This is a genomic window from Gilliamella bombicola, from assembly GCF_900094945.1.
Lineage (GTDB): Bacteria > Pseudomonadota > Gammaproteobacteria > Enterobacterales > Orbaceae > Gilliamella > Gilliamella bombicola.
The window spans coordinates 1-24,415 of sequence record NZ_FMAQ01000020.1 but is presented as its reverse complement, the minus strand read 5'-3'; the positions used below and the strand labels follow the sequence as shown (position 1 = coordinate 24,415).

The 24,415-nt window shown below is 35.6% G+C and carries 23 protein-coding genes; 11 read left to right on the top strand and 12 right to left on the bottom strand.

Annotated features, from left to right (window positions below; genetic code table 11):
- Positions 1–1,371, bottom strand: a 1,371-nt coding sequence (locus tag GA0061081_RS10630; RefSeq protein WP_141683375.1) for a hypothetical protein, incomplete at its 3' end; no start/stop codon positions are given.
- Positions 1,372–1,931: 560 nt separating this feature from the next.
- Here GA0061081_RS10630 and GA0061081_RS10620 point away from each other — a divergent pair.
- The 5 genes from GA0061081_RS10620 to GA0061081_RS10600 all read left to right on the top strand — a co-directional run bounded on the left by GA0061081_RS10620 (position 1,932) and on the right by GA0061081_RS10600 (position 8,270).
- Entirely contained in the window at positions 1,932–3,929 is a 1,998-nt protein-coding gene (locus GA0061081_RS10620; RefSeq protein WP_091350824.1) for a WG repeat-containing protein, read from the top strand.
- A 6-nt stretch (positions 3,930–3,935) separates the two neighbouring features.
- Positions 3,936–4,574 carry a hypothetical protein gene (locus tag GA0061081_RS10615; RefSeq protein WP_141683374.1) on the top strand — a complete coding sequence of 213 codons (639 nt, stop codon included), beginning with the start codon at positions 3,936–3,938 and terminating at the stop codon, positions 4,572–4,574.
- Positions 4,574–5,185 carry a hypothetical protein gene (locus tag GA0061081_RS10610; protein WP_091350818.1) on the top strand — a complete coding sequence of 204 codons (612 nt, stop codon included), beginning with the start codon at positions 4,574–4,576 and terminating at the stop codon, positions 5,183–5,185. The genes GA0061081_RS10615 and GA0061081_RS10610 overlap by 1 nt, the downstream gene beginning before the upstream one ends.
- A 60-nt stretch (positions 5,186–5,245) precedes the next feature.
- The gene (locus GA0061081_RS10605; RefSeq protein ID WP_091350816.1) at positions 5,246–7,816 is read left to right on the top strand and encodes a tetratricopeptide repeat protein; all 2,571 of its coding nucleotides are present in this window, start codon (positions 5,246–5,248) and stop codon (positions 7,814–7,816) included.
- A gap of 100 nt (positions 7,817–7,916) precedes the next feature.
- Positions 7,917–8,270: a hypothetical protein gene (locus GA0061081_RS10600; protein WP_091350813.1), complete on the top strand. Its 354-nt coding sequence runs from the start codon at positions 7,917–7,919 to the stop codon at positions 8,268–8,270.
- A gap of 90 nt (positions 8,271–8,360) precedes the next feature.
- On the opposite strand, the gene galU is transcribed toward GA0061081_RS10600, so the two are convergent.
- From galU to GA0061081_RS10570, 6 genes are all read right to left on the bottom strand, one after another.
- Positions 8,361–9,275 carry a UTP--glucose-1-phosphate uridylyltransferase GalU gene (galU, locus tag GA0061081_RS10595; RefSeq protein ID WP_091350810.1) on the bottom strand — a complete coding sequence of 305 codons (915 nt, stop codon included), beginning with the start codon at positions 9,273–9,275 and terminating at the stop codon, positions 8,361–8,363.
- A gap of 18 nt (positions 9,276–9,293) precedes the next feature.
- Positions 9,294–9,812, bottom strand: coding sequence for a DUF2569 domain-containing protein (locus GA0061081_RS10590; RefSeq protein WP_091350807.1), 519 nt, complete (start codon positions 9,810–9,812; stop codon positions 9,294–9,296).
- Positions 9,813–9,814: 2 nt separating this feature from the next.
- Positions 9,815–10,324 carry a hypothetical protein gene (locus GA0061081_RS10585; protein ID WP_091350804.1) on the bottom strand — a complete coding sequence of 170 codons (510 nt, stop codon included), beginning with the start codon at positions 10,322–10,324 and terminating at the stop codon, positions 9,815–9,817.
- Between the two features lie 56 nt (positions 10,325–10,380).
- Positions 10,381–10,512, bottom strand: coding sequence for an entericidin A/B family lipoprotein (locus GA0061081_RS10580; protein ID WP_370516545.1), 132 nt, complete (start codon positions 10,510–10,512; stop codon positions 10,381–10,383).
- Between the two features lie 43 nt (positions 10,513–10,555).
- Positions 10,556–11,749 (bottom strand): amino acid aminotransferase, encoded by a 1,194-nt coding sequence (locus GA0061081_RS10575; RefSeq protein WP_091350798.1) that lies wholly within the window; start codon positions 11,747–11,749, stop codon positions 10,556–10,558.
- A gap of 275 nt (positions 11,750–12,024) precedes the next feature.
- Positions 12,025–12,408, bottom strand: a complete 384-nt coding sequence (locus GA0061081_RS10570) for a RidA family protein (RefSeq protein ID WP_091350795.1) — start codon at positions 12,406–12,408, stop codon at positions 12,025–12,027.
- 189 nt (positions 12,409–12,597) lie between these two features.
- Between GA0061081_RS10570 and ffh the strand changes: the two genes are divergently transcribed.
- A complete protein-coding gene (ffh, locus tag GA0061081_RS10565) occupies positions 12,598–13,965 on the top strand; it encodes a signal recognition particle protein (protein WP_091350793.1) in 1,368 nt (455 codons plus the stop codon).
- A 115-nt stretch (positions 13,966–14,080) separates the two neighbouring features.
- Here ffh and GA0061081_RS10560 read toward each other — a convergent pair whose 3' ends face one another.
- Together GA0061081_RS10560 and ispB are read right to left on the bottom strand one after the other, a co-directional pair.
- On the bottom strand, positions 14,081–14,962 hold the full coding sequence (locus tag GA0061081_RS10560) for an EamA family transporter (RefSeq protein WP_091350790.1): 882 nt from the start codon (positions 14,960–14,962) through the stop codon (positions 14,081–14,083).
- Between the two features lie 107 nt (positions 14,963–15,069).
- Positions 15,070–16,056 carry an octaprenyl diphosphate synthase gene (gene ispB, locus GA0061081_RS10555; protein WP_091350788.1) on the bottom strand — a complete coding sequence of 329 codons (987 nt, stop codon included), beginning with the start codon at positions 16,054–16,056 and terminating at the stop codon, positions 15,070–15,072.
- Between the two features lie 154 nt (positions 16,057–16,210).
- Here ispB and GA0061081_RS10550 point away from each other — a divergent pair, with 154 nt between their 5' ends.
- On the top strand, positions 16,211–17,047 hold the full coding sequence (locus GA0061081_RS10550; RefSeq protein ID WP_167349352.1) for a TonB family protein: 837 nt from the start codon (positions 16,211–16,213) through the stop codon (positions 17,045–17,047).
- A gap of 123 nt (positions 17,048–17,170) precedes the next feature.
- On the opposite strand, the gene pepP is transcribed toward GA0061081_RS10550, so the two are convergent.
- Together pepP and GA0061081_RS10540 are read right to left on the bottom strand one after the other, a co-directional pair.
- Complete coding sequence (gene pepP, locus GA0061081_RS10545) at positions 17,171–18,487, bottom strand: Xaa-Pro aminopeptidase (RefSeq protein WP_425337799.1); 1,317 nt, start codon at positions 18,485–18,487, stop codon at positions 17,171–17,173.
- 37 nt (positions 18,488–18,524) lie between these two features.
- Positions 18,525–19,067: a UPF0149 family protein gene (locus GA0061081_RS10540; RefSeq protein WP_091350780.1), complete on the bottom strand. Its 543-nt coding sequence runs from the start codon at positions 19,065–19,067 to the stop codon at positions 18,525–18,527.
- 124 nt (positions 19,068–19,191) lie between these two features.
- On the opposite strand from GA0061081_RS10540, the gene GA0061081_RS10535 reads away from it, so the two are divergent.
- From GA0061081_RS10535 to crr, 4 genes are all read left to right on the top strand, one after another.
- Entirely contained in the window at positions 19,192–19,554 is a 363-nt protein-coding gene (locus GA0061081_RS10535) for a hypothetical protein (protein WP_091350778.1), read from the top strand.
- A gap of 137 nt (positions 19,555–19,691) precedes the next feature.
- Complete coding sequence (ptsH, locus tag GA0061081_RS10530; protein ID WP_091350776.1) at positions 19,692–19,949, top strand: phosphocarrier protein Hpr; 258 nt, start codon at positions 19,692–19,694, stop codon at positions 19,947–19,949.
- A 52-nt stretch (positions 19,950–20,001) separates the two neighbouring features.
- On the top strand, positions 20,002–21,729 hold the full coding sequence (gene ptsI / locus GA0061081_RS10525; protein ID WP_091350773.1) for a phosphoenolpyruvate-protein phosphotransferase PtsI: 1,728 nt from the start codon (positions 20,002–20,004) through the stop codon (positions 21,727–21,729).
- Between the two features lie 9 nt (positions 21,730–21,738).
- Positions 21,739–22,242, top strand: coding sequence for a PTS glucose transporter subunit IIA (gene crr, locus GA0061081_RS10520; protein ID WP_091350771.1), 504 nt, complete (start codon positions 21,739–21,741; stop codon positions 22,240–22,242).
- Positions 22,243–22,331: 89 nt separating this feature from the next.
- Here the strand turns inward: crr and pgi are convergent, their stop codons facing one another.
- Positions 22,332–23,981: a glucose-6-phosphate isomerase gene (gene pgi, locus GA0061081_RS10515; protein WP_091350769.1), complete on the bottom strand. Its 1,650-nt coding sequence runs from the start codon at positions 23,979–23,981 to the stop codon at positions 22,332–22,334.
- Between the last annotated feature and the right edge of the window lie 434 nt (positions 23,982–24,415).

The following is a 24,415-nucleotide window of genomic DNA, read 5'->3' as shown; positions in this document are numbered from 1 at the left end:
ACCCCGATTGACGAACCACTGTTTTAAGACAAACCCATACCTCACCTCATTACCTCGACTATCCCTACCGACCAACTCAAATCTCTGTGGCAAAGAAGGTACATCTAAAGGACTAGGATTACCTGAACGCATCTGAGCTCTATTAGACCTAGGACCATGCAATGTTACCCTTGTCCTTGCCAAATTTGACTCCCAGTTGACTGTAGCTGTTATTCCATCACGAGTAACAGGAGACCACGTAAACCGACTTCCATCCACTCCTGCAGGCATCTCTAAGTCAAAATGCAAACCATCAGCACCCGTTGTAGGAAAATTTCGGTCGTAAGAGGATGAATCAGTTGACTGAGTTAAAAAACCCTTATTAGGGTCCCATATGTTAGCTGGGCCGGCGGAACTGCCTGTGCCATAGGAGAGACCCGGCCTTGCGCTACTCGCAAAGTAACAACTACCAGAAGAATCTGGCTTGATGTAATAATCCACCGTAGCTCCACTAAAACTGGTTCTATTAGGAACCCCGTACTGGGTCTGTAAATATCCCCCTGTACTAACTAAAGTTACCTTATAAGGTGCACGACATTTACTTAATGTCTCACCACGACTAACAGTTCTGCCATCTTTATTATAAATCACTACCCATATATCCCCTGATGCGGTAACTCCATTAGCACCCTGTCCATCCCCATCATCATCTCCCCACTTCCCTTGCCTAATTAGACTATTTAAACTGGTAGATGTTGAACCCGACGGTATCACCATATGAATATCATTAAATGTGAAATTTCCATTAGGTAACATTATCGGATTTGTAGAACTCGATGTGTTAGTTGAAGGCGTGATAGTTCTACCATTCGGCAACTCTATTGCCAAAAAAGTATCTGTATCGGTTGCCTTTGTCTGTCCTCCATCAAACGTTAAATATGGCGCACTACCCTCTATTACCCTTGAAGTACACGCCATGAATGGCTGTGAACAAGGCGTTAATGCCACAGAACCCTGTGTATACGACAACAACAACAATGACGCAAAGAACAACTCCGATTTAGATAACAATGAAGCTCTAAACCATAATGGCGGTTTGTATACCAATGGCGGTTTTAACAACCTCTTGGATATCGACGATAATTTTGCCGAAGAGGTGGCCGATGACCTGACCAAAGAGGTTTCCGAGAATGTTGTCGAAGAATCCGCCGAGAACATCGCCAGTAAAAACCGCGATGACGGCGCCGATTTCGCTACGCGAAATGACCTCGCTGATGAAAATAAGAACTGTGTCTGATTTCGACTACGGTGAAAATTAAAAAGTTTTAGGGCGTAGGTTTGGCAGGCCAGATGCCAGATGCCAGATGCCAGATGCCATAAATGGTAATGCATTTCGATCATCCTGTCAAATAATTTTATGTTTTATTTAGATTTTTTATAACTGACTGCTCTAATAATGAGCACTCCCTTGCTTTGTAAGCGATTAAATTATAACCGCTTGAACAATAATGCGCTACCTTTTTTGTTAAAAATTTGTAAAGTTTTGTTAAAGGATGAGTCAGCCTACGTTGGCGGGCTTTGGGATAAGGGGTTTGGGCGGTGGTTTTTGGCTAAAAATCGCCAAATAAAAACTTTAATAAAATCAATACCTTTCCTGACCGATTTTTGAGCATTTAATAGCGTGTTTTTTTATAGAAAAGCCCCCCTAATAAAAACCATACGCCATTTTCAAAAATTACATTTGAAAAATAACAAGAAATTAACCTTATTTTATTTTAGAATTAGGTGTTAATAAAAATAATCATTAATTTTACTATTACCGTTATTCAATAAACGCTCACCGTCAATAATGAATAAATGGAATATTGTTATTACTGAGGAAAGGAAATAAATAAGTGATAAGAAAAAGATTAAAGAGCGCTTTATACCTAATAAGTTTGGCTTGCTTTTCAATGTCGTCGTATGCTGATGATGCAAGACTTTATATACCTTATAAGAATTTGTTACTTGATAGTAGCGGTAAGGTGATTGTTGATAATGAGGGGGATGGAAACTCAATAACTTATAGGGATCATTATTGGATTATACAAAAAAGTAATGATGTTTTTTTTAATAATTTTAATCAAGTTAACAACTTTGAATATTCTTTTGATAAACAGGGTGATATTTTAACTTTCAAACCCGGTGGGTCGTTAACGTATTTAGGTAATGAAAGAATTGCTTATTACTATCAAGATACCGAGGTATCGGTTTTAATTGATACCGATGGTCATTTAATTACCCCCAAAGGCGTTTATTATAAAAAAATCAATCCATTTAATAATGGTTACGCCGAAGTAAAAACGCAAGATAATAAACGGGGGTATATTGACTTGCAAGGGCAATTTGTCAGCAAGAATCCCAATGAGCTAAGCACCAAATACAATCCACATTGCCAAGACGCCACCCTCGATAAAATCATGCAGCTGTGTGACAAACATAACAGCAAATATCTTATTAATAAAAAAACCGGTAAAGAAGTGGATATCGGTAAACGAGCATGGGAGATGAATAGCTATCATTTTGATAATAATGTAGATCTTTCTGGTCAATATTTTTGGGTGCAAAATTATCAAGATAATTATATGGTATATCAACTTTACGATTACGAAGGGACAATGCTCTATGAAAATAGTTTTTATCAAGTTGCCCCTTTTTATGGTTCGGTAAGTTGGGTTAAAAAGGATAGTAATGAAGATAAGTATCGTTTAATTAATGCTACAGGTGAAACTCTCGACAAATACGATGACTATAGTACCGTTCAAGTCGGTGATCATGTGCTGTTTTATGCTAAAACCAAATTACCAGAAAAAGACTATAAAGATGGGGAATTTTTAACCAAAATTTTGGATCAGGATGGTCATGTTTTATTCTATGAAGATAAAATCGATGAAACTCAAAACAGTGCTTGTAAGCAAGATTTGATCGTTTTGAAAGATACCCAAGATAACATTGTATGGCCTTTAGACATTGAAAAAGAGTGCTTATTAAACCGATATGTTGAGGAATCGGTGGTAATAGATACTTGGATGGATAAAAAATATAAGGTCGTTGACATTCCCAAAGATAAAATCAGTGAAATTGCCAATTATTTTGTCACTAAAAAACAAAATGATAAAAACACCAATACAATCAATCATACCAAAAATGAAACCTATTTAGCCGGCCCTGAAACGGTTAATATTAAAGATATTGCTGATTTAACTGTACCAAATGGTTATATTTATTATGAGTGGCCTTCACTTGAAAAAAACTGTAATCGTTTTTTGATGCCAGCATATAGCAATAATAATCAATTGTGTATTTCTGTACATAATGTTGGCTATATTGATTTAAAGGCAGAAAAAAAGCTGTTTGATGATCCTGAACGTCTGCAAGAAATAAAAAATAATTTACAACGCAAAGTGATAAATTACCGCAATCGCTATCAACATTTTGAATGGTTAATAGAGCCACAATTAGATGTTGAAAACCACACAATGAAATTTGGTTATCGTTATATCTTTGAACGTATCCGCGAAAATAACAGACAAGAAGTTATTACCGGTCAAATTATTGCTCAAGTCATTTTTGTTAAAGATCATATGATTGTTTTAACCACCCCGCCTAACAATATGTTAGCTAATTCTGCGCTAATGGAATTTGATTGGGCTAAGCAAATTAAAATACGACCAGAATATCAATTTGATAAGCAACCTGTTTATCGCTGTAGTCAATTTGCGTTAACAGATTCGGCACTTTCTACGGCAAATTTTGATTATCTGAATAAAGGACGTTGCTTTCCAATATCATTAACTGAACTTATTAATGCAACGGAACAACAAAATGATTCAAAAGAATTAACTAACTTGCAAAATGCATTGTTTTTTGAACCATTTTATTATCATTCTGATACAGGTATAGGGCGTTAAAACTTTATGAAATTTAAGAAATATATATCATCTTGTCAGTTATGTATGGCATTGATGTTAACCATCGTTAGTAATCAGTCACGTGCTGATGCGACACTTAATTTAACATCTGAACAGTGGCAAAAAGAAATTCAACAACGTTTTGATGCAATTAATGAGAATGGTGAACCCGTTGAATGCGTTGTATTTACACGCATTGATAATTTCCCTTATCACTTTGATTATTCTGTCTTAGTATCAGAGCCTCTATTGATGGCGGTCGATGCCGAATTAGTTGATGAGACGATCAAAGAGAGAAGTCACTTTGAGAAAGATTATCGATACACTTATCACCTCACCGAAAAAGGGAAACGCTACTATAAAACTTGGCCTAAATTACGGCATTCTGGTTTTTGTTTTGGTAAGGTCACGGTTGAAAAAATAAGCAAAACCGATAAAGATGGTAATTATGTTACTGTTGAGTACCAATATAAAGTGGAAGATTTTCCTGCCAATATTGAGCCTATTTTATCAAAACAAAATTCGTATATTAATAATCCATCAAAGACCGCAATCGCTACATTTAGTTTAGATAAAAACAATCAGCTTTATAGCGTGTCAGGAATTGGTTTAATTACCCACATCTACGAAGGATGGCATCAATAATGAAATTAAAAACACTACTTATGTTGCTTTGTGGTTTGTCGCTTGTGGCTTGTGATAACAACATCAATAAAGATGAATTACAATCGATAATCAATAATAATCAACCATTGTGTTATTCTTTACCTGAAGAAGTAAGACCATTTCCTAAAGATATTTTTGATGACAATATCGTTGAAGATAATCTGAATGATGAACTAGTAGATATTTTTGTCGATTTAAACTTATTAACTAAACGTAAATTATCCATAACCAAGTTGGATGGGTCATTAACTTATGCCACAAGATATCGATTATCCCAAGAAGGTAAAACGTATTTTAATCCAGAAAAAGGCGGTTTTTGTTTTGGCAACATTAAAGTCAATGATGTGTATAAAACTGAATCGAGTCCAACAAGGTATAATCAACGCAGTAGAACATCAAGATTGGTCTATTATCATTATTCATTTAGCGATATTCCTGACTGGGCAAAAGATAAACGCCTTACACAATATTATATAACTCCTTCGCTGAACACCGAACGGCTTTATGATGCAAAGGCAATTCATTATCAACCTAGTTTATATTTTTCTTCGTTCGAAGTTGATAAAACTCCATTAATCCAACTTCGCTAAATTGATGGAAGATCGTTATCTATTTTGTAATTTAAACTTGAACAAGCAAGACATAATGAAATGAATAATATAAGAGTATTTTTTTTATTGGCCATATTTTTGGCTTTCCCAAATCATACATTTGCAAGCGTCATCTATCAAGAAGATTGGTATTTAGCTATCGAAAAGAAAGACAGCGTTGCCCAATATAAAATCGCTGAGGCTTATAGCCCTTTAACAAAAAACGATAGTTATTATTGTCAAACTGATCAGTTATATTTTAGTCATCATGATAAAAAATTGTCAGGTTGCCGCGATAAATCGGCCGATAAATATATTGAGTTTTTAACAAAATCGGCCGAAAACTTATACCCTATCGCCCAAAAAGATTTAGGTATTGCTTATATTAAAGGCGAATTGGTGCCTAAAGATATTAAAAAAGGGCTTTATTGGTTAGAAAGGGCTGCCTCACCGATTCCAGATAAAGCAAAATTTCGAATCGTTGAAGGTACATTTTGGTTAGCACAGCCAAATGGTAAAAAAATTGGCGTCGGCGAAGCCCATTATTGGTTAGGATTGCTTTATCACGAGGGGACAGAGGTTAAAGCCGATTATGCTAAAGCAATCAAGCATTATAAAATAGCTAGCACAAGTACCGATTGGGGATTTTATAATCTTGCACAATATCAACTTTATAAACTCTATCAAGATAAGCTCAATGACCCCAAAAAGTCACTCTACTGGCTTGAAAATACAGCAAATAATACCGGAAAATTTGTTGATGAAAAAACATTAGAAACGTCAATGCAAATGGCTAATTACTTTTTGGAGGGTGGGCAACCCGACGGTTCTAAATTAGATACGCCTAATTACCTTTGGGCAGCAAAATGGTTATTAAAAGTAGCCGAGCAATCTAACATATCAAAAGAGTCTAAACAGATAGCAGCTTTCCAGTTAGGGTGGTTTTATTTAAATGGTTTAGGTGTAGAAAAGGATATTGGAGAAGCAATAAAATATTATCATTTAGGCATGTACCAAGATGACCTAACAGACTATCAGATGAACTTAAAAAAATATAAATACGTTACATCTTCAACTGATATGTCATTGCAAAATCAATTTTTACATCAAGTTATTACGCCATTTTATATCAACAACTTTGATATTGCTAAAGCCCAAAAGGTTATCGACGTTGTTTTTGCAGATAACCCTAAAGATAAAGAAGTTTTTTATGAAAAACTGATAGAAGATCTAGTCGAAACACTTCAAGTTGAGAGTTATGCTCTCTTACGTGAATTTGAATCTATTCCTCTTTTGCTGAAACTTGCCCAACAACAGGAAATAGCTTATGGTTTTTATCGTGATGCTAGAAATATTGAAGGTAAAACAACTAATGAATTGATAGATCTTTATCAATCAGCATTAAAAATTGAACCCAACAATCCGACAGTGCTTTATCAATTTGGTACGTTATATGACTTTATTCTTGAGGATGAAAAGACAGCAATAACCTATTACCAACGAGCGGCTGAATTAGGTAATTCAAAAGCAAATTATCGGCTAGGTATCATTTATTATTTAGGCAAAGGCGTTGAGCAAAGTTATCATGAGGCTTGGCAATATCTTGATTTGGCAGCTAAGCAAGGTTATCAACCTGCTCAGTATTTTTTGATCACGATTGATAAATCTCATCCTGAATTTGATTGGTTAACAACCCAATACCTTAACCATCAACAAGTGTACCATTCTCCAACGGTTATGGTTGATGGAATGGATTGGTTACAAACTCAAAGCGAAGAGAACCAAAACGATAAAGCCACATATCACCAAATAAGACATGATTCAAATGGGAATGGGCTAAAAACGTATCAAGGTTGTAAAGCCGCATTGTCACTTGCAGCTAATGGCGATACTTTTGCACAAGGTGAGTTGTTAAGTCAAATGAATAACGGTGCAAATTCTTTTATTTGTACACCTAAGAAAGAGTTGCTCTTTAGTTGGATTGATAGCAGTAATAAAAATGATAAAAAGAAAGCATTTTTAAAAACACAATATTACAAATTGTCAAAACAATATGAACAATTTCATACAATGCTTAAAGCTCAAGTTGCAGCTAATAATCCTTATGCAATTTTTGAACTGGCACAAAAACAGGTTACTTTGCCAAATAATACCGTGCTACCTTATCTAAAAACATCACTAAAATCAGGCAGCCCTGCTGCTGCAGGGCTTTTAGCTTTTTATTATGACAATACAAATATTAATACGTTTGAATATACTAAATTAGTTTTATTACAAAATGATTTAAGTCAGTACCATTTAGATCCTGAAATTAGCGAATACTATCAAAAAAATCGCTTCTCAAAATACTTTTATGCAAATTTAAAATTATCCTCGACTGATATTTATAAAATATGGTTTGAACTTGCACAAATGCATGAGCAAGGTAAAGAAATCCCTCAAAATAATGTGTTAGCTTTAGTTTGGTATCGTTTGTTAGTTGAATATAATCAAACCAAAGCAACAACAAAAGTAGCGCAAATCAGTGCTCAATTAACCGAAGAACAACAAGCAGAAGTGAATAACATATTAAGCAAATATCGTAATTTATATCGTTTTCTTCCGTTAACACATTTAGATATAAATGAATAACTAGCTAAGTATGATAATGCTTAACTAAAACAAATAAATCAAACCGTCGCATTCAATGCAGGCTCGTGTTGTGATAGTGAGTTAATATAGGTAATAAGATATGAGTAATATTGTTATTGAAAAAAAAAGTAAATCAATTAGCCACAAAGTACTTTGGGTATTAGGAGCTGTTTTTCTAGTACTGGTTATTAGTGGTGGCTACTATTTTTTTAAAAGTAATGCTTTTGTTGCTAGTCAACCAGTATCTCAACAACCAGTATCTCAACAGCCAAAAAATATTAAAATTACTTATGTTACACCTCAATTTTTTGGTTATTATCAGAATCCCATCGTATTCAATTGTATTGATTCTATTGAATACGATGGAAAGCGCATTAAAATATCCGAAATAGACTATTATGAAGATAGTCCAAAGGAGCTACAAAATATACGCGAAAATTGCATACCTTTTTAAAGGTAAAATTGATATTAATAAAATATTCAAATTTAAGAATGAAAAAAGACGCAAACTGCGTCTTTTTAATATTGTTTGATGTTATTAAAACTAAAGCGTCTTTAACCATGCTTTAACATCTTTACCTAAACTTTTGTGACGCATTGCGTATTGAACAAAGGTTTGCACATAACCGAGTTTATTACCACAGTCGTGGCTACGACCTTTTATGCAATAAGCATCAACACTATCTTCTTCAAGTAGCATGGCAATTGCATCGGTCAATTGAATTTCACCGCCAGCACCTAATGGTGTTTTGGCAAGTAAAGGCCAAATCTTTTCAGATAATACATAGCGTCCAACTACCGATTGGTTTGATGGCGCTTCTTCAATTGATGGCTTTTCAACAACGCTATACATTTGTGCTACATTACCAGCAGATAACGTTTCACCACGGCAGTCAACAATACCGTAAGAAGAAACTAGCTCTTTTGGCACTGGCTCTACCATAATTTGGCTGTGTTTGGTTTCATGGTAATTATTGATCATTGCCGCTAAATTATCGCAAGTCAAATCACTTTCGTATTCATCAATAATCACATCAGGTAAAACCACAGCAAACGGCTCATCGCCAACTAAAGGATATGCACATAATACCGCATGCCCCAGTCCTTTAGCTAAACCTTGGCGAACGCTGGTTATTGTGACATTTTTAGGTAAAATGCCTTGTACTTCTTGCAATAACTGACGTTTAACACGTGCTTCTAACATAGCCTCTAATTCAAAACTAGTATCGAAATGGTTTTCAATTGAGTTTTTTGATGAATGAGTCACAAAAATAATCTCAGTTATACCAGCTGCAATACACTCTTTAACCACATATTGAATAAGTGGTTTGTCAACAACCGGAAGCATCTCTTTTGGAATTGCTTTAGTTGCAGGTAACATGCGCGTACCCAAACCGGCAACAGGGATAACCGCTTTTTTGACTTTTCTACTTGCTGAACTTTCTAAATTTGATGTCATTTTATTTCCTTAATACAATTAACCAACAGTGGAGCTATAGGTACCGTCACTACGGCGACCATTAACAAATGTATTTTTGACTCGCACTGACTTTAACACATAAGCAATCCAAATACAGGTATAAATGATTGCTATAACAATATCTTTTATAAAAGAAAACTCGAATTTAACTTCAAATGGTAACACTATAAAAAGATACCAACATCTTTGAATTAGCTTAAAAACAATAAAACTGCTACTAAATATAATAAAAAAGTTAGGAAATTTATAACTTTTAGTAAAATATAAAAATAGAATATAAGCGTTTAAAAGCAAAAATAAACAATTTAGCCCCATGTCACCTAAAATAAACAGACCCAAATGAATTGTGTGCATTTCCGAGTAGGGATCCAATAATTGTGTCCACACGCCGATAAAATTAATCGCATTTAGTCTAGAAAAAGTAACATATCCAATAAAAATAAAACAAAAAATTAATTCAATACCAACTAAAATTAGCCAACCGCCTAATCCTTTAAGTTCTTTTCCCTTTATCATTTTTATTCCTGTTTAATGATTGATAAATCATTAGATTCGATGAGTAAAGGATTATCCCTATCTTTGGCTAAAGAATCAATAGAGATATAAACGATTTGGCAGTTCTGTAACAGTGCTTGTCTTACTACGAATTTGGCTTTACGGTCACGAGCTTCTTTTTGAGCTTTGCTGATGTAAAGATCATCGTATCCATCATCGTACAAAGAAGCCCTTTCGAACAAATTTGGTGCTCGCCAAAATGTTTCTTTAGGATAATATCGCACCAAAATTTGATCGGTTAATTTACCTTTTATTCCGGCATAACTACTTGGTAAATGTTTGCTTGCTCGGCTCTGAGCAATATAAACATGCTGATAATTTTGTATATTTGAGGGGAGTTTATTCAATAAAAATTCAATACCCGATAGGTTTGAATACTGGCAATTATCCAGCGTTAAAGGTGCAGTTCGATAGTTTAACGAACCGCACCCAACAAGAAAAAATAATGTAACTATAGGCAAAATACGTAACATTTTTACTCTAAAACATAGTTAAAAACGGAAATATTGCTAGGCATATATAACCTTATTTACATTTTATCACTCACTTTTTCGGCAGTATGTGAAATGGCTTTTCCGCCAGATTGAACATCTTGACCAACACCTTTAACAGTGTTACATCCAACAACAAGTGTTGTCATAGCAATACCAAATATCAACATTAACATTTTATGGAACATACAATATACTCCTTTAGTAATATGATTATTTTAATGTAGCAAATGCTTCTGCCACACGGTAGATATTATGGTGATTTAAACCCGCTACACACATCCTTCCGCTGCCCACCAAATAAACAGCAAAATTATCTTTCAATTGTGTAACTTGCTCTTTACTAAAACCGGTATAACTGAACATGCCTCGCTGTTTAACCAAATAATCAAAATTACGGTTAGGTGCAGCAGTTTTTAATAATTCAACCAACATTGTACGCATAGTTACAATGCGATTTCTCATTGATTCGACTTCTTTAAACCATTGCGCTTTAAGCTCTGGATGATTTAATACATAACTCACCAATTGCGCACCATAAGCTGCTGGGCTTGAATAATTCTGGCGAACGGTGGCTTGTAACTGCCCTAATACGCAGGCAGCGACGTCACTGTTATCGCATAAAACGGATAATCCCCCAACACGTTCACCATAGAGTGAAAATGTTTTCGAAAATGAGTTACTGACAAATCCACACAATCCTGTATCTGCCATTTTGCGAATCGCATAGGCATCATCGTCAATACTCTCACCAAAACCTTGATAAGCAATATCCATAAATGGAATAAGATCACGGGCCTTTAACACCTCGATTACTTTATCCCACTGCGTATGTGTTAAATCAGAACCTGTCGGGTTATGGCAGCAAGGATGAAGTAACACAATGCTTTTAGCCGGTAATTGATTTAATGTTTCAAGCATTGCTTCAAATTTTACACCACAAGTTTGCTCATCAAAATAGGGATATTTGTTTACCTTGAACCCTGCACCACTAAAAATAGCGATATGATTTTCCCATGTTGGATCGCTGACCCATACTTCAGATTTTGGGAAATAGCGAAATAAAAAATCAGCCCCTACTCTAAGGGCGCCTGAACCACCTAATGTTTGTATCGTTGCTATACGTTTATCTTTATAAGCCGAATGGTCTTCACCAAATAATAGAGACTGAATTGATTGGCAATACGTTGGCAAGCCACTCATTGGCAAATACAATTGTGCACCTTGATTGAGATGATAAATATCATCACGAGCAGTTTTTATACATTGTAATTGGGGAACAACGCTGTTGTCATCATAATAATAACCAATACTTAAATTCGTTTTATTATCTCGGCTATCATTCATAAACTCAGCGACTAACGATAAAATGGGATCCCCTGCATACGGTTCTACTTTTTCAAACATGTTCACAATCCATTCGGCACAAAAAACAACAATAAATATTTGTAGATTATTGCACCAACTTTATTGGCAATCAATCATTAAATAACAGTTTAACAATAAATAATTAATTTGATTTTGGGTTAGAAAATGGCTGTATTTTTGATAGTAAAAAGTAATAGATGAGATAACTAAAAATATAATGTGTTTTGACCCGCTTTTTTTATACTAACATTTGGGATTTAATGAAGTTTTTTGAAAAAAATTAGCACCTTTTGGTGCTAATCAGGTAAGCAAATTTATTTAGCAGCAATAACTTCAATTTCGACTTTAGCATCTTTAGGAATTCGAGCAACTTGTACGCAAGAGCGAGCAGGGAAAGAGGCATTATTTTCAGTAAAAAATGCTTCGTATACCGCATTTACCGCAGCAAAATCATTCATATCAGCTAAAAAAATAGTTGTTTTGACGATATTACTGACTTGATAACCGGCCGCTGTGACAATCGCTTTAACATTGGCTAAACTTTGTTTAGTTTGTTCTTTCACACAACTTGGCATGTCACCTGTGGTGGGGTTCAGTGGGATTTGTCCTGAGGCAAATAACATATTACCTAAATCGACGGCCTGAACATAAGGCCCAATAGCAGCTGGTGCTTTGTCAGTACTAATTACTTTTGCCATACTCTGTTCTCCTTATTTAATCTACCCAACTTTTTAATAACTAAAATGGTTAAGGTATTTGTTTCTTGTTTGTCCTCATTTCAACAGGATCGCAATTTGCTGTCAAGCCGGCGCAAAATTATGATCGTGGGACTTATTGAAATTTTCTGATATGATAATTACAATTTTTTATTTATTACGAGAGTTAATATGTTCGAGAATTTAACCGACCGTTTATCACAGACATTTCGCAATATCAGTGGTCGTGGACGACTATCTGAAGACAATATTAAAGATGCACTACGCGATGTGCGTATGGCATTACTTGAAGCTGATGTCGCCCTGCCAGTAGTTCGTGAATTTATTAATCAAGTTAAAGAAAAAGCTGTTGGATTAGATGTCAGCAAGAGTCTAACACCAGGTCAAGAATTTATCAAAATAGTTCAAGATGAACTTACCCGTGCAATGGGGGAAGTCAATAGTTCACTCAATTTGGCAACCCAACCACCTGCGGTTATGTTAATGGCAGGGTTACAAGGTGCCGGTAAAACAACTAGCGTTGCTAAACTGGCTAAATTTCTAAAAGAAAAACAGAAAAAGAAAGTACTTGTGGTGTCTGCCGATGTTTATCGACCTGCGGCAATTAAACAGTTAGAAACACTGGCTAAAGCGATTGATGTTGAGTTCTTTCCATCTGATATTACTGAAAAACCGGTCAGTATTGTAAATAAAGCTATTTCTCATGCAAAATTACAATTCTTTGATGTACTTATTGTCGATACTGCGGGTCGTTTGCATGTTGATAACGACATGATGGATGAAATCAAAGCGCTTCATCAAGCCATTAATCCAATTGAGACATTATTTGTGGTTGACGCCATGACCGGGCAAGATGCTGCCAATACGGCTAAAGCGTTCAATGATGCTTTGCCACTTACCGGTGTAATTTTAACCAAAGTGGATGGTGATGCGCGTGGTGGTGCGGCGCTATCCATTCGTCATATTACCGGTAAGCCGATAAAATTCTTAGGGATGGGTGAAAAAACTGACGCTTTAGAGCCGTTTTACCCCGATCGTATTGCTTCGCGTATCTTAGGTATGGGTGATGTACTCTCTTTGATTGAAGAGTTGCAACATAATGTCGATCGCGAAAAAGCAGAAAAAATTGCTAAAAAACTGAAAAAAGGCGATAAGTTCGATTTTAATGACTTTCAAGACCAACTCAAACAGATGCGTAATATGGGTGGAATGGGTACTCTGTTGGCTAAATTACCGGGTGTTGGTCAACTTCCTGATCATATCAAAGCGCAGATGGATGATAAAATCACTATCAAAATGGAGGCCATTATTGGTTCGATGACATTAAAAGAACGCGCTAATCCTGAAATCATTAAAGGTTCACGTAAACGCCGTATTGCAAATGGATCGGGTACACAAGTACAAGATGTCAACAAACTATTAAAACAGTTTGAAGATATGCAAAAAATGATGAAAAAAATGAAAGGCGGTGGCATGATGAAAATGATGCGCCAAATGAAAGGACTGATGGGCGGTGGAATGGGGTTCCCACCTCGTTAATACGCCATAAATCAATTTTTTCATGAGCAATAGTCATCGCTATCTTTGTATAAACTTTCTATAAAAATATCGCGCGGATAAACAGCGCGATATTAATTTTAATAACTTAATCTTGTTACTTATTTTCTGGGTTTGGTTCAACCAATTTAATCTTTACTGAGCGACTCATGGTTAGCACGGTGCCTATTGATGAGATAATAATAAAAATAATGGCTAGCCACTGATTGGTGGTTAACTGCTCATGCAAAACTACTAATCCAGAAAGCGCTGCAAAAACAGGCGACAAGCTCATTAGTGTACTAAATGTTTGCGCTGGTAATCTTGGTAAAGCAATCATATCTAATCCATAAGGAATCGCCGATGCTAATAACGAAACCACGAAAACCAGAGGCAACAATTCCAACGAAAACATTGTACTTCCACTTTGCAAAATACTAATAGGAAATAAAAAGCACGTAGCAATCACCGACCCAACAGCGACGCTTGATGCACCATAAAGCGTACTAGCTTTACGTCCAAACAAAATGTAACACGCCCAACCACTTCCAGCTAATAGTGCAAATAAAAGCCCTATAGGATCTAAATTGTCTGACACTTGATAAAGCGGCAAAAGCATGGACAGACCGACAATAGCAACGATAAGCCAAATAAAATCAAGTAACTTTCGTGACGAACACATTGCTACCATAATCGGCCCAGTGAGCTCAATAGCCACAGCAACCCCCAAAGGCACTCTTGCAATTGCGTTATAAAATGCTAAATTCATACAACCAATTGAAATTCCATACAAAAAAATATATTTCAATGCCTGCTTTGTCATTGATTTACGCCATGGTTTGAATATAAAAATCAACATAATTGCCGAAAAAAACAATCTCCAAGCTGTCATTGCCTCTGGCCCTAATACGGGAAATAGGTGTTTAGCGATAGATGCACTGCCTTGAACTGAAATCATCGAAATAAAAATTAACAAAACAGGCCAAGACCTTTTAAGCATAAATAATCACCATAATCAAACTTTGAAGTTATTGGAATAAAACTCATGATAAAAATTTCAGAAAACGATGCGCTTAATCATAGAAGCGCACATAAAAAACTGACTTATTAGTTTTCTCTTTTCACTGATAATAAGGCAAGAGCTTGTAGCGCTTGTTTATAAGGCGAATCTGGTAAAATAGCGATAACATCAAACGCTTTTTGCGCTTCTTTTTGAGCGGTTTGTAACGTAAAATCAAGCGAACCACATTCATCCATAATTTGTAAAATACGATCTAATAAGTTACGTCCATTACCTTGCTTTATTGCTTGGCGAATTAATTCCGCATCTTGAAAATTTTTAGTGTGATGCATCGCATGTAAAAGAGGTAAGGTCGGTTTGCCTTCATTAAGATCATCCCCTAAATTTTTACCCAATTTTTGATTGCTATCAGCGCTATAATCTAAAAGATCGTCGATGATTTGAAAGGCCGTACCTAGATATTTACCATATTCCTGTAAAGCCAACTCTTGCTCTTCATTTGCACCAGCTAGCACAGCAGCAGAATGCGAGGTTGCCTCGAATAAACGAGCCGTTTTGCGATAAATTACCTCTAAATATTGTTCTTTGGTAATATCAGGATCATTACAATTAATGAGTTGTTGTACTTCTCCTTCAGCAATCACATTGGTAGCAGTCGACATAATTTTTAAGACTTTGAACGATTCTGTACGCACCATCATTTGAAAAGAGCGTGTATAAATATAATCACCTACAAGTACACTAGCAGCATTACCAAAAAGCGCATTTGCCGTTGATTGACCACGGCGTAAATCCGATTCATCAACAACATCATCATGCAATAAGGTGGCTGTATGAATAAATTCGATAAAAGCTGCGGTGATAATATGTTTATCACCTTGGTAATTGAGTGCTTTGGCAATTAATAATGCAATAACGGGGCGTATGCGCTTCCCACCACTACTAATAATATAATTGCCCAACTGATTAATTAAAGCCACATCAGAACTTAGCTCTGCCTGTATAGCTTTATTAACTTTAATAAGATCTTCTTTAACAAGATCGAATATTTGATTCATTGATGGAGTATTCATCAGCCTAACCACTATAAACAATTGATATTTATTTTCTATTATCTGATAAATATTATTAGGCAACAAGGTGTCATCTATCATATTTTAAAAAAGACTACAAATGATAAGCATTTTCATTTAGAATAATTCCCTTAAGTTGAAAATGATAATCATTATGAAGATTAACTTTGATATAGACATCGATGATACCAAGGCGCCTTTAAGCCCAACTAAAAAAAAGACCCAAAATGCCTATGTATGTGCATCAGTTTCTGTACTGTCTCATCTTGTATTATTTGCGCTATTATTTAGTTCTGTCTTACTTGCCCAAAATATCGTAGTCGACGAAGGTGATAATTCAATTAAAGCTGTCATGGTTGATCTATCACTGTTGGCAGCACCAGAACAATCCCTAGTAGAAGATAAACCAGATATTCAAGGGATAGAAAATAGCGAACTTATTGATAACCAAAAGATCGAAGAAACACCAATACAACCGGTTATTGAACCAATTGTCGAACCTGAAGTTAAAGAAGAAAAAACAGAATCCATTATTGAAAAAATAACCGATAAACCGACCATTGAACCCAAAAAGAAAATTGAAACCCAAAAAGAACCAAAACCGAAGAAAAAGGCCCCACCAATTCAAAAAGCATCGCATAAGCAAGTGAGACAAGAAGTGATTAACGAAAATATTGCTAATACTTCTGTAGCTCCACAAATTTCAGATAGCCGTCAATATTCTGGCACCCCTTCACCAATAAGGAGAAATCAACCAGAATACCCACGCCGAGCCCTCGATATGCGCGTAGAAGGCTATGTAGTAGCACTGTTTGATGTAAACAGTGATGGACACGTTGAAAATATTCGTATTATTGAAGCAAATCCTAATAATATTTTTAATCGTTCTGTCATTAATGCCATGAAAACGTGGAAATATAAACCAATTGCAGCCAAAGATCTGAAAATAAAAATTATCTTCAATCGCGATAAATCAATTAGTTTAAATTAATTACAACAAATAAAACCGCTGTAACACCTATGCTATAACACTCATTTCTATAGCATCTGTATAGTGAATAAATGGCAGCGGCTATAAAATGGTAATCACCTAAAAATCACAGCAACAACATGGCTAATGAGCAAGTTTGTTCCCCATCAGTTTTTCAATCTCCTCAGGACTTTTAGGGACATCACTGGTCAAGACTTCATTTCCTGATTGAGTAATTAAGATATTATCTTCAATTCGAATGCCGATACCTTTATATTGCGCTGGCACATCGGCATCTTTATTAATATATAAACCCGGCTCCACAGTTAACACCATGCCCGGCGCTAAAATTCGATCTCGATTGCTACCCACATCGTGCACATCAATCCCCAACCAATGTCCTAAACCATGCATATAAAATGTGCTATAAGCTTTATCAGCAATTAAAGTATCAATATCGCCATGCATAATACCTAATCTGACTAAACCTTCGACCATTGTTCTAACAACATAATGATTCACCTCCATAATAGAAGTTCCTGGCTTTAATAACTTAATGGCTTGATATTGTGATGCTAAAACAATATCGTAAATTTCACGCTGAGCTTGACTAAATTGACCATTAATAGGAAAGGTACGAGTTATATCCCCCGCGTAATATTGATACTCACAGCCGGCATCAATCAAGACTAGATCGCCCGCTTTTAACTGTTCATTATTATTCTCATAATGCAATATACAGCCATTATTGCCACTACCGACAATAGTATTATAAGCAGGAGCGCGTGCACCATGCCAAGCAAATTCATGTAAAATTTCAGCTTCCAGTTGATATTCAAACATGGTCGGCTTACATTTTTGCATAGCACGAATATGCGCTTTTGCGCTAATTTGACAAGCTTGACGTAAAATGGCCATTTCAAAGTCTGATTTAAACATACGCATTTCATGCACTATCGGTCGCCAATCAATAATGCAATTGGGTACAGAAAGATTCGTTCTATAACCTTGACGCAACCTCCTCATTGCATTATCAACAAAATTATCAGCATATACATACTGTTGAGCGGCATGGTAAATGATTGTTTTACCATTTAATAAATCGGGTAATACAGTATCAAGTTCATCAAATGGATAAGCTTCATCAACCCAAATAGCGTCTAATGCTGCCTGTTGTCCTAACCGATAACCTGTCCACGTTTCGGCTAATCGCTCTTTTTTACGATTAAATAAGACATATTTAGGTATATTATCTTGTTGTTTAATAACAGCAAAAACCGCTTCTGGTTCAGCAAAAAACGTAAAATACCAAAAATCACTATTTTGCCGATATGGATAATGTGTGTCATTACTGCGTGCCATTTCTGGAGCAGCAAAAAAAAGTGCAATACTATTTGTTGCCATCTGAGAAAGTAGTTTTTCCCTACGTGCCAAAAGTTCTATTTTGATATTGCTGTTTATCATTGTCATGACCTTAATAGAGGTATAATTATTAATCTTAATGAATTGTTGGGGAGATATCCGTCTCATTAAACTCATCGAAACAAAGCATAGCCGTTATGCGGACATACTCTTTAATCTCTTCAAATGCAAAACCGAGCTCTTGTTCATCGTCGCTTTCGTCATAACCTAATTTCACAATTTGGCGTAAATCATAAATTGCTTCGCCAACATCGTCTTTAAGGCGATTAATTTTGGGTTGCGCAAGACCAATACCAAGCAAAAAATGGTTAACCCAACCAACCAAATCATCGATTTGCGCAAACAGATCATGGCTACTGAGTAACAGTTCAAATTCAAAGTTTTCATTAAAAAACTGTTGTTTAGTTAAATGATAGAGGTTTTTAATTTGCTCATCTAACGACGCGTCAAACACTTGTCCATTATTCAACATATCTTTAACTAATGAACGCCAGCTCTCATCATGATTACCACCAGCTAAGATACCAGAAAGAAAACCATGCAACTCAGCAGCGGTAATACCTATTTTATTTTGGACTAGTTGACGATTAAATTCATCATAATTAATAGTATCAGACATAAACTCCACCCTAATCTTGTCACATCACTAAAAATGCACTATGCACTTTCTTCGATTATTAGTATATAATCCGTATCTAATTATAAATAATAAACAGGTTACTGTGCTTTATAAAGGAATTATTTTGAACATTGTAGGATTAATTGCGAAGTTGCCTCTGCAACGATTATGTCTATTATGCCTTTCAGGATTAGCATTATCGTTAGCGTCCTGTAGTTCATTTTTACCCAATAAAGGCATCATTATTCTTGATGTACAAGATAAAATACATACCAATGTAACCAGCCAAGATTTACCTAAATCGTATAAATTAGGTAATAGCGAACAAGAATTACAACGATTCGAAACTTTCTGCAAAGAAGAAATTCACGTATCACAGCTTGATGGTAGTGAAGAAATCGTTTTTGAAAATATTAAACATGGAATCCATGGGCAGGTAGAATTTAAAAACTGCAGTGACAAAGTCACTCGTATCTACCGATACTGATAAAATATGGCTATTATTATAAATTATAGCTAATACAATTGACTCAATATAAAAGAACAATGAAATCTTACTAGCCTTTCAGGCAGTTTTTATTTATATTGGTCGCTGAAATAAAAATATTTTGGGAGTAAAAAAATATGTACACACAAGATGTCACCATTACTGCATCTAACGGCCTTCATACTCGCCCTGCTGCGCAATTTGTTAAAGAAGCCAAAAACTTCAATGCAGAAATCACTGTCACATCTGATGGAAAAAGTGCAAGTGCTAAAAGTCTATTTAAATTACAGACGTTGGGTTTAACACAAGGGACAACAATTAGCATTTCTGCCGAAGGCGAAGACGAAAAAGAAGCTGTACAACATCTAGTAAAATTAATTCCAGAATTAGAATAATCTCTCCCAATTAGATATGAACGGTTTTAAAATTGAATAAGGATTAAATGTTATGGTATCAGGTACACTTGTTTCCCCCGGTATCGCTTTTGCTAAAGCGCTATTATTAAAAGAAGAGCCTATTGTTATCAATAATAGACAAATTCTCGATAACAAGATTGACGCTGAAATTGAGCGCTTTAAAGAAGCTCGAGAAAAATCAAGCAAACAACTGCATGCGATTATGGAACGAGCAAAATCTACGCTAGGCGAAGATAAAGCAGCCATTTTTGAGGGTCATATTATGCTTCTTGAAGATGAGGATCTTGAACAAGAAGTCATTTCTCGTATCCAAAGTAAACATTCGACTGCTGATGCCGCGGTTCAATCAGTTTTTGAAACTCAAGCTAAAGAATTAGAAAATTTAGATGATGAATATCTAAAAGAACGTGCTGCTGATATTCGTGATATTGGAAAACGATTACTTAAAAATATTTTAGGTATCGAAATCGTTGATTTAAGTGCAGTTAGTCAACCTTGTATTTTGGTTGCAACTGACTTAACACCATCGGAAACAGCTCAGCTAAACTTGGAAATGGTGTTAGGCTTTATTACGGATGCAGGTGGACGAACTTCACATACCTCTATCATGGCTCGCTCATTAGAAATCCCTGCTATTGTTGGTACATCTAATGCAACTCAAGCAATCAAACAAGGGGATTTTATTATTTTGGATGCGATAAATAATGCCATTTATATCAATCCAGATCACACCACTCAAGAAAAATTAAAACAAGTTCAAACTAAATATATTAACGACAAAGAAGAATTGGCTAAATTGAAAGATCTACCTGCAGTCACCCTTGATGGTCACCAAGTAGAAATTTGTGGCAACATTGGTACTGTGCGTGATATTGCAGGTGCGGAACGTAACGGCTATGAAGGTGTTGGTCTATACCGTACTGAATTTCTATTCATGGACCGCGAAGCCTATCCTGATGAAGAAGAACAGTTTAAAGCTTATAAAGAAGTAGCCGAATCTACCAAAGGTTTATCGGTAATTGTCCGTACTATGGATATTGGTGGCGATAAAGATGTGCCATATATGCATTTACCAAAAGAAGAAAATCCATTCTTAGGCTGGCGTGCAATTCGTATCTGTTTAGATCGCAAAGAAGTTCTTCATGCACAATTACGCGCAATTTTACGTGCCTCAGCATTTGGTAAATTACGCATTATGTTCCCAATGATTATTTCTGTGGAAGAAATTCGCACATTAAAATCTGAAATCAATATTCTTAAAGAACAATTAAATACCGAAGGTAAAGCATTCGATAAAAATATTGAAATCGGTGTAATGATTGAAACTCCAGCAGCTGCTGTAATTGCACATCATTTAGCTAAAGAAGTGGATTTCTTTAGTATCGGAACCAATGATTTAACACAATATACGCTTGCAGTTGATCGTGGTAACGAATTGATCTCTCACCTTTATAATCCATTTTCACCTTCAGTATTAACACTGATTAAAAAGGTTATAGATGCTTCTCATAAAGAGGGAAAATGGACAGGTATGTGTGGCGAGCTTGCTGGTGACGAAAGAGCCACAATTCTATTACTGGGTATGGGACTTGATGAATTTAGTATGAGTGCCGTATCTATTCCTAAAATTAAAAAATTAATTCGTAACACTAACTATGAAGAGGCGAAAAAATTTGCTGATACTGTACTAGAAAAAGCAACCTCAAAAGAAGTTATTGATTTAATTGAAAATTATGCTAATGAAAAGCAAATCTGTTAGGAGACAATAATGGGTCTATTCGATAAAATTAAGCAATTCGTATCTGATGATAATAAAAACAGCATCGAGATTATTGCCCCTTTAAGTGGTGAAATTGTCAAAATCGAAGATGTACCAGACGTGGTTTTTGCTGAAAAAATCGTTGGTGATGGTGTTGCAATCAAACCATCAGGGAATAAAATCGTTGCACCATTAAATGGTAAAATTGGCAAAATTTTCGAAACTAACCACGCTTTTGCTATTGAATCAGATGAAGGCATTGAACTTTTTGTTCACTTTGGTATTGATACCGTAGAACTAAAAGGTGAAGGCTTTACTAGAATTGCAGAAGAAGGCCAACAAGTAAAAGTAGGCGATACCATTATTGAAATCGATCTACCACTACTTGAAAGCAAAGCCAAATCAGTGTTAACACCTGTGGTCATTTCAAATATGGAAACAGTCGTTGAGTTAACCAAATTATCAGGCTCTGTCGAAGCAGGTAAAACCCCAATAATGCGAATAAAAAAATAAGCAAACACATTCTTCCACATAAAAAAACCTTCAGCCTAAACTGAAGGTTTTCTTTTATCTAAATAAACTCACCAATTGGCTAAAACAACCTAACGCCACTTCTTGTATTGGTTAATTAAATTATTGGTTGAATCATCATGAGAATTTACAGGTTTATCGTCCGCTAATTCAGGTAAAATTCGGCCTGCTAATTGCTTGCCAAGCTCCACACCCCATTGATCAAAACTGAAGATATTCAAAATAACGCCCTGAGTAAATATCTTATGCTCATACATCGCAACCAATGCACCGAGAGTATAAGGTGTGATCTTTTTCACTAATATCGAATTCGTCGGCTTATTACCGTCAAAAACCTTAAACGGAACAATAGACTTCACCTCATCAAGCGTCTTACCTGCAGCAATAAATTCTTGCTCGACTTGTTCTTTTGTTTTACCAAAAGCTAATGCTTCGGTTTGAGCAAAAAAGTTAGATAGCAATTTAGGGTGATGATCGCCAACAGGATTATGGCTAATCGCCGGTGCAATAAAATCGCAAGGAATAAGTTTAGTACCTTGATGAATTAACTGATAAAAAGCATGTTGACCATTTGTTCCCGGTTCACCCCAAATAATTGGACCGGTGGTATAAGGTGTTTTATGACCATTGCGATCTACACTCTTGCCATTCGACTCCATATTCCCTTGTTGAAAATAAGCAGCAAAACGGTGCATATACTGATCATAAGGCAAAATAGCCTCGGTTTCGGCACCATAAAAGTTATTATACCAAATACCTATTAAGGCAAGTAAAGCTGGGATATTCTTATCGATTGGCGCACTTTGAAAATGTTTATCCATCGCATGACCGCCTGCCAAAAATTGCTTAAAGTTATCAAACCCAATGGATAACACAATCGATAACCCAATCGCAGACCATGACGAATAACGTCCACCAACCCAATCCCAAAATTCAAACATATTGGTAGTATCAATACCAAATTTTTCAACTTCCTTCGCATTAGTTGACAACGCAACAAAATGCAACGCAACAGCTTTATCATCCTTAGCAGCATCAAGTAACCATGCACGTGCAGTCTGCGCATTAGTCATTGTTTCTTGCGTAGTAAAGGTTTTAGAAGCCACTAAAAATAACGTCGTTTCAGGATCCAACTCTTTCAGCGCCTCAACAATATGCGTCCCATCAACATTCGACACAAAATGCATAGTTAAGTGATTTTTATAAGGACGTAACGCTTCAGTAATCATATGTGGACCAAGGTCAGAACCACCAATTCCAATATTCACTACATCCGTAATCGACTTGCCGGTATAGCCTTTCCACTCGCCACTAATAATTTTTTTACTGAATGATTCCATTTTAGCTAAGACAGCGTTAACATCATCCATCACATTTTTACCGTCAACATAAATTGGGGTATTCGATACATTGCGTAACGCTACATGTAATACCGCTCGGTCTTCGGTGCGATTAATCTTCTCGCCACTATACATAGCCTGCGTTGCGCCAGCCAGATCGCATTCGTCAGCAAGCTTATAAAGTAATGCTAGCGTCTCTTGCGTTATAAGATTTTTTGACAAATCAACCAAAAACTCATCTTCAAAACGAATACTGAGCTTTTCAACACGTTGGGATTCTTCTTTTAAAATCTGGGCAATGGTTTTGGTATGGTGTTTTTCATAACTAGCTTGGAGTGATTTCCAAGACGTAGTAGTAGTTGGGTCAATTGACTTTAACATAGTTATTCCTTAATAATATGGGATTGTAGCCATGATATAACTATGCCTAACATGATGCAAGATAAGGATCTTATCGATTAAAATGAAATTATTTTTATAAAAAACAACAAAATAAAAAATTAAATAAAATCAATACCTTTTCTGACTGATTTTTATTAGATTAAAATATTCAAAATCCATGTTTACTATTACTAGATGAAAATAGTTAATGAACATGTCTTTTGGTCAGGTTCTAATTGATATTATTAGGTGGTAAGGTTAATAGTGTTTTGTAGTTAAATAAAATGATGTAATTAACTAAATATTGTTATTCAATATAAAATAAAGCTAAATTAAGATAACCACAAAAGCAAAAAAGCCCAGCATCACTGCTGGGCTCTCTCTAATTTAAAAGTCTGGCGGCACCCTACTCTCACATGGGTAATACCCACACT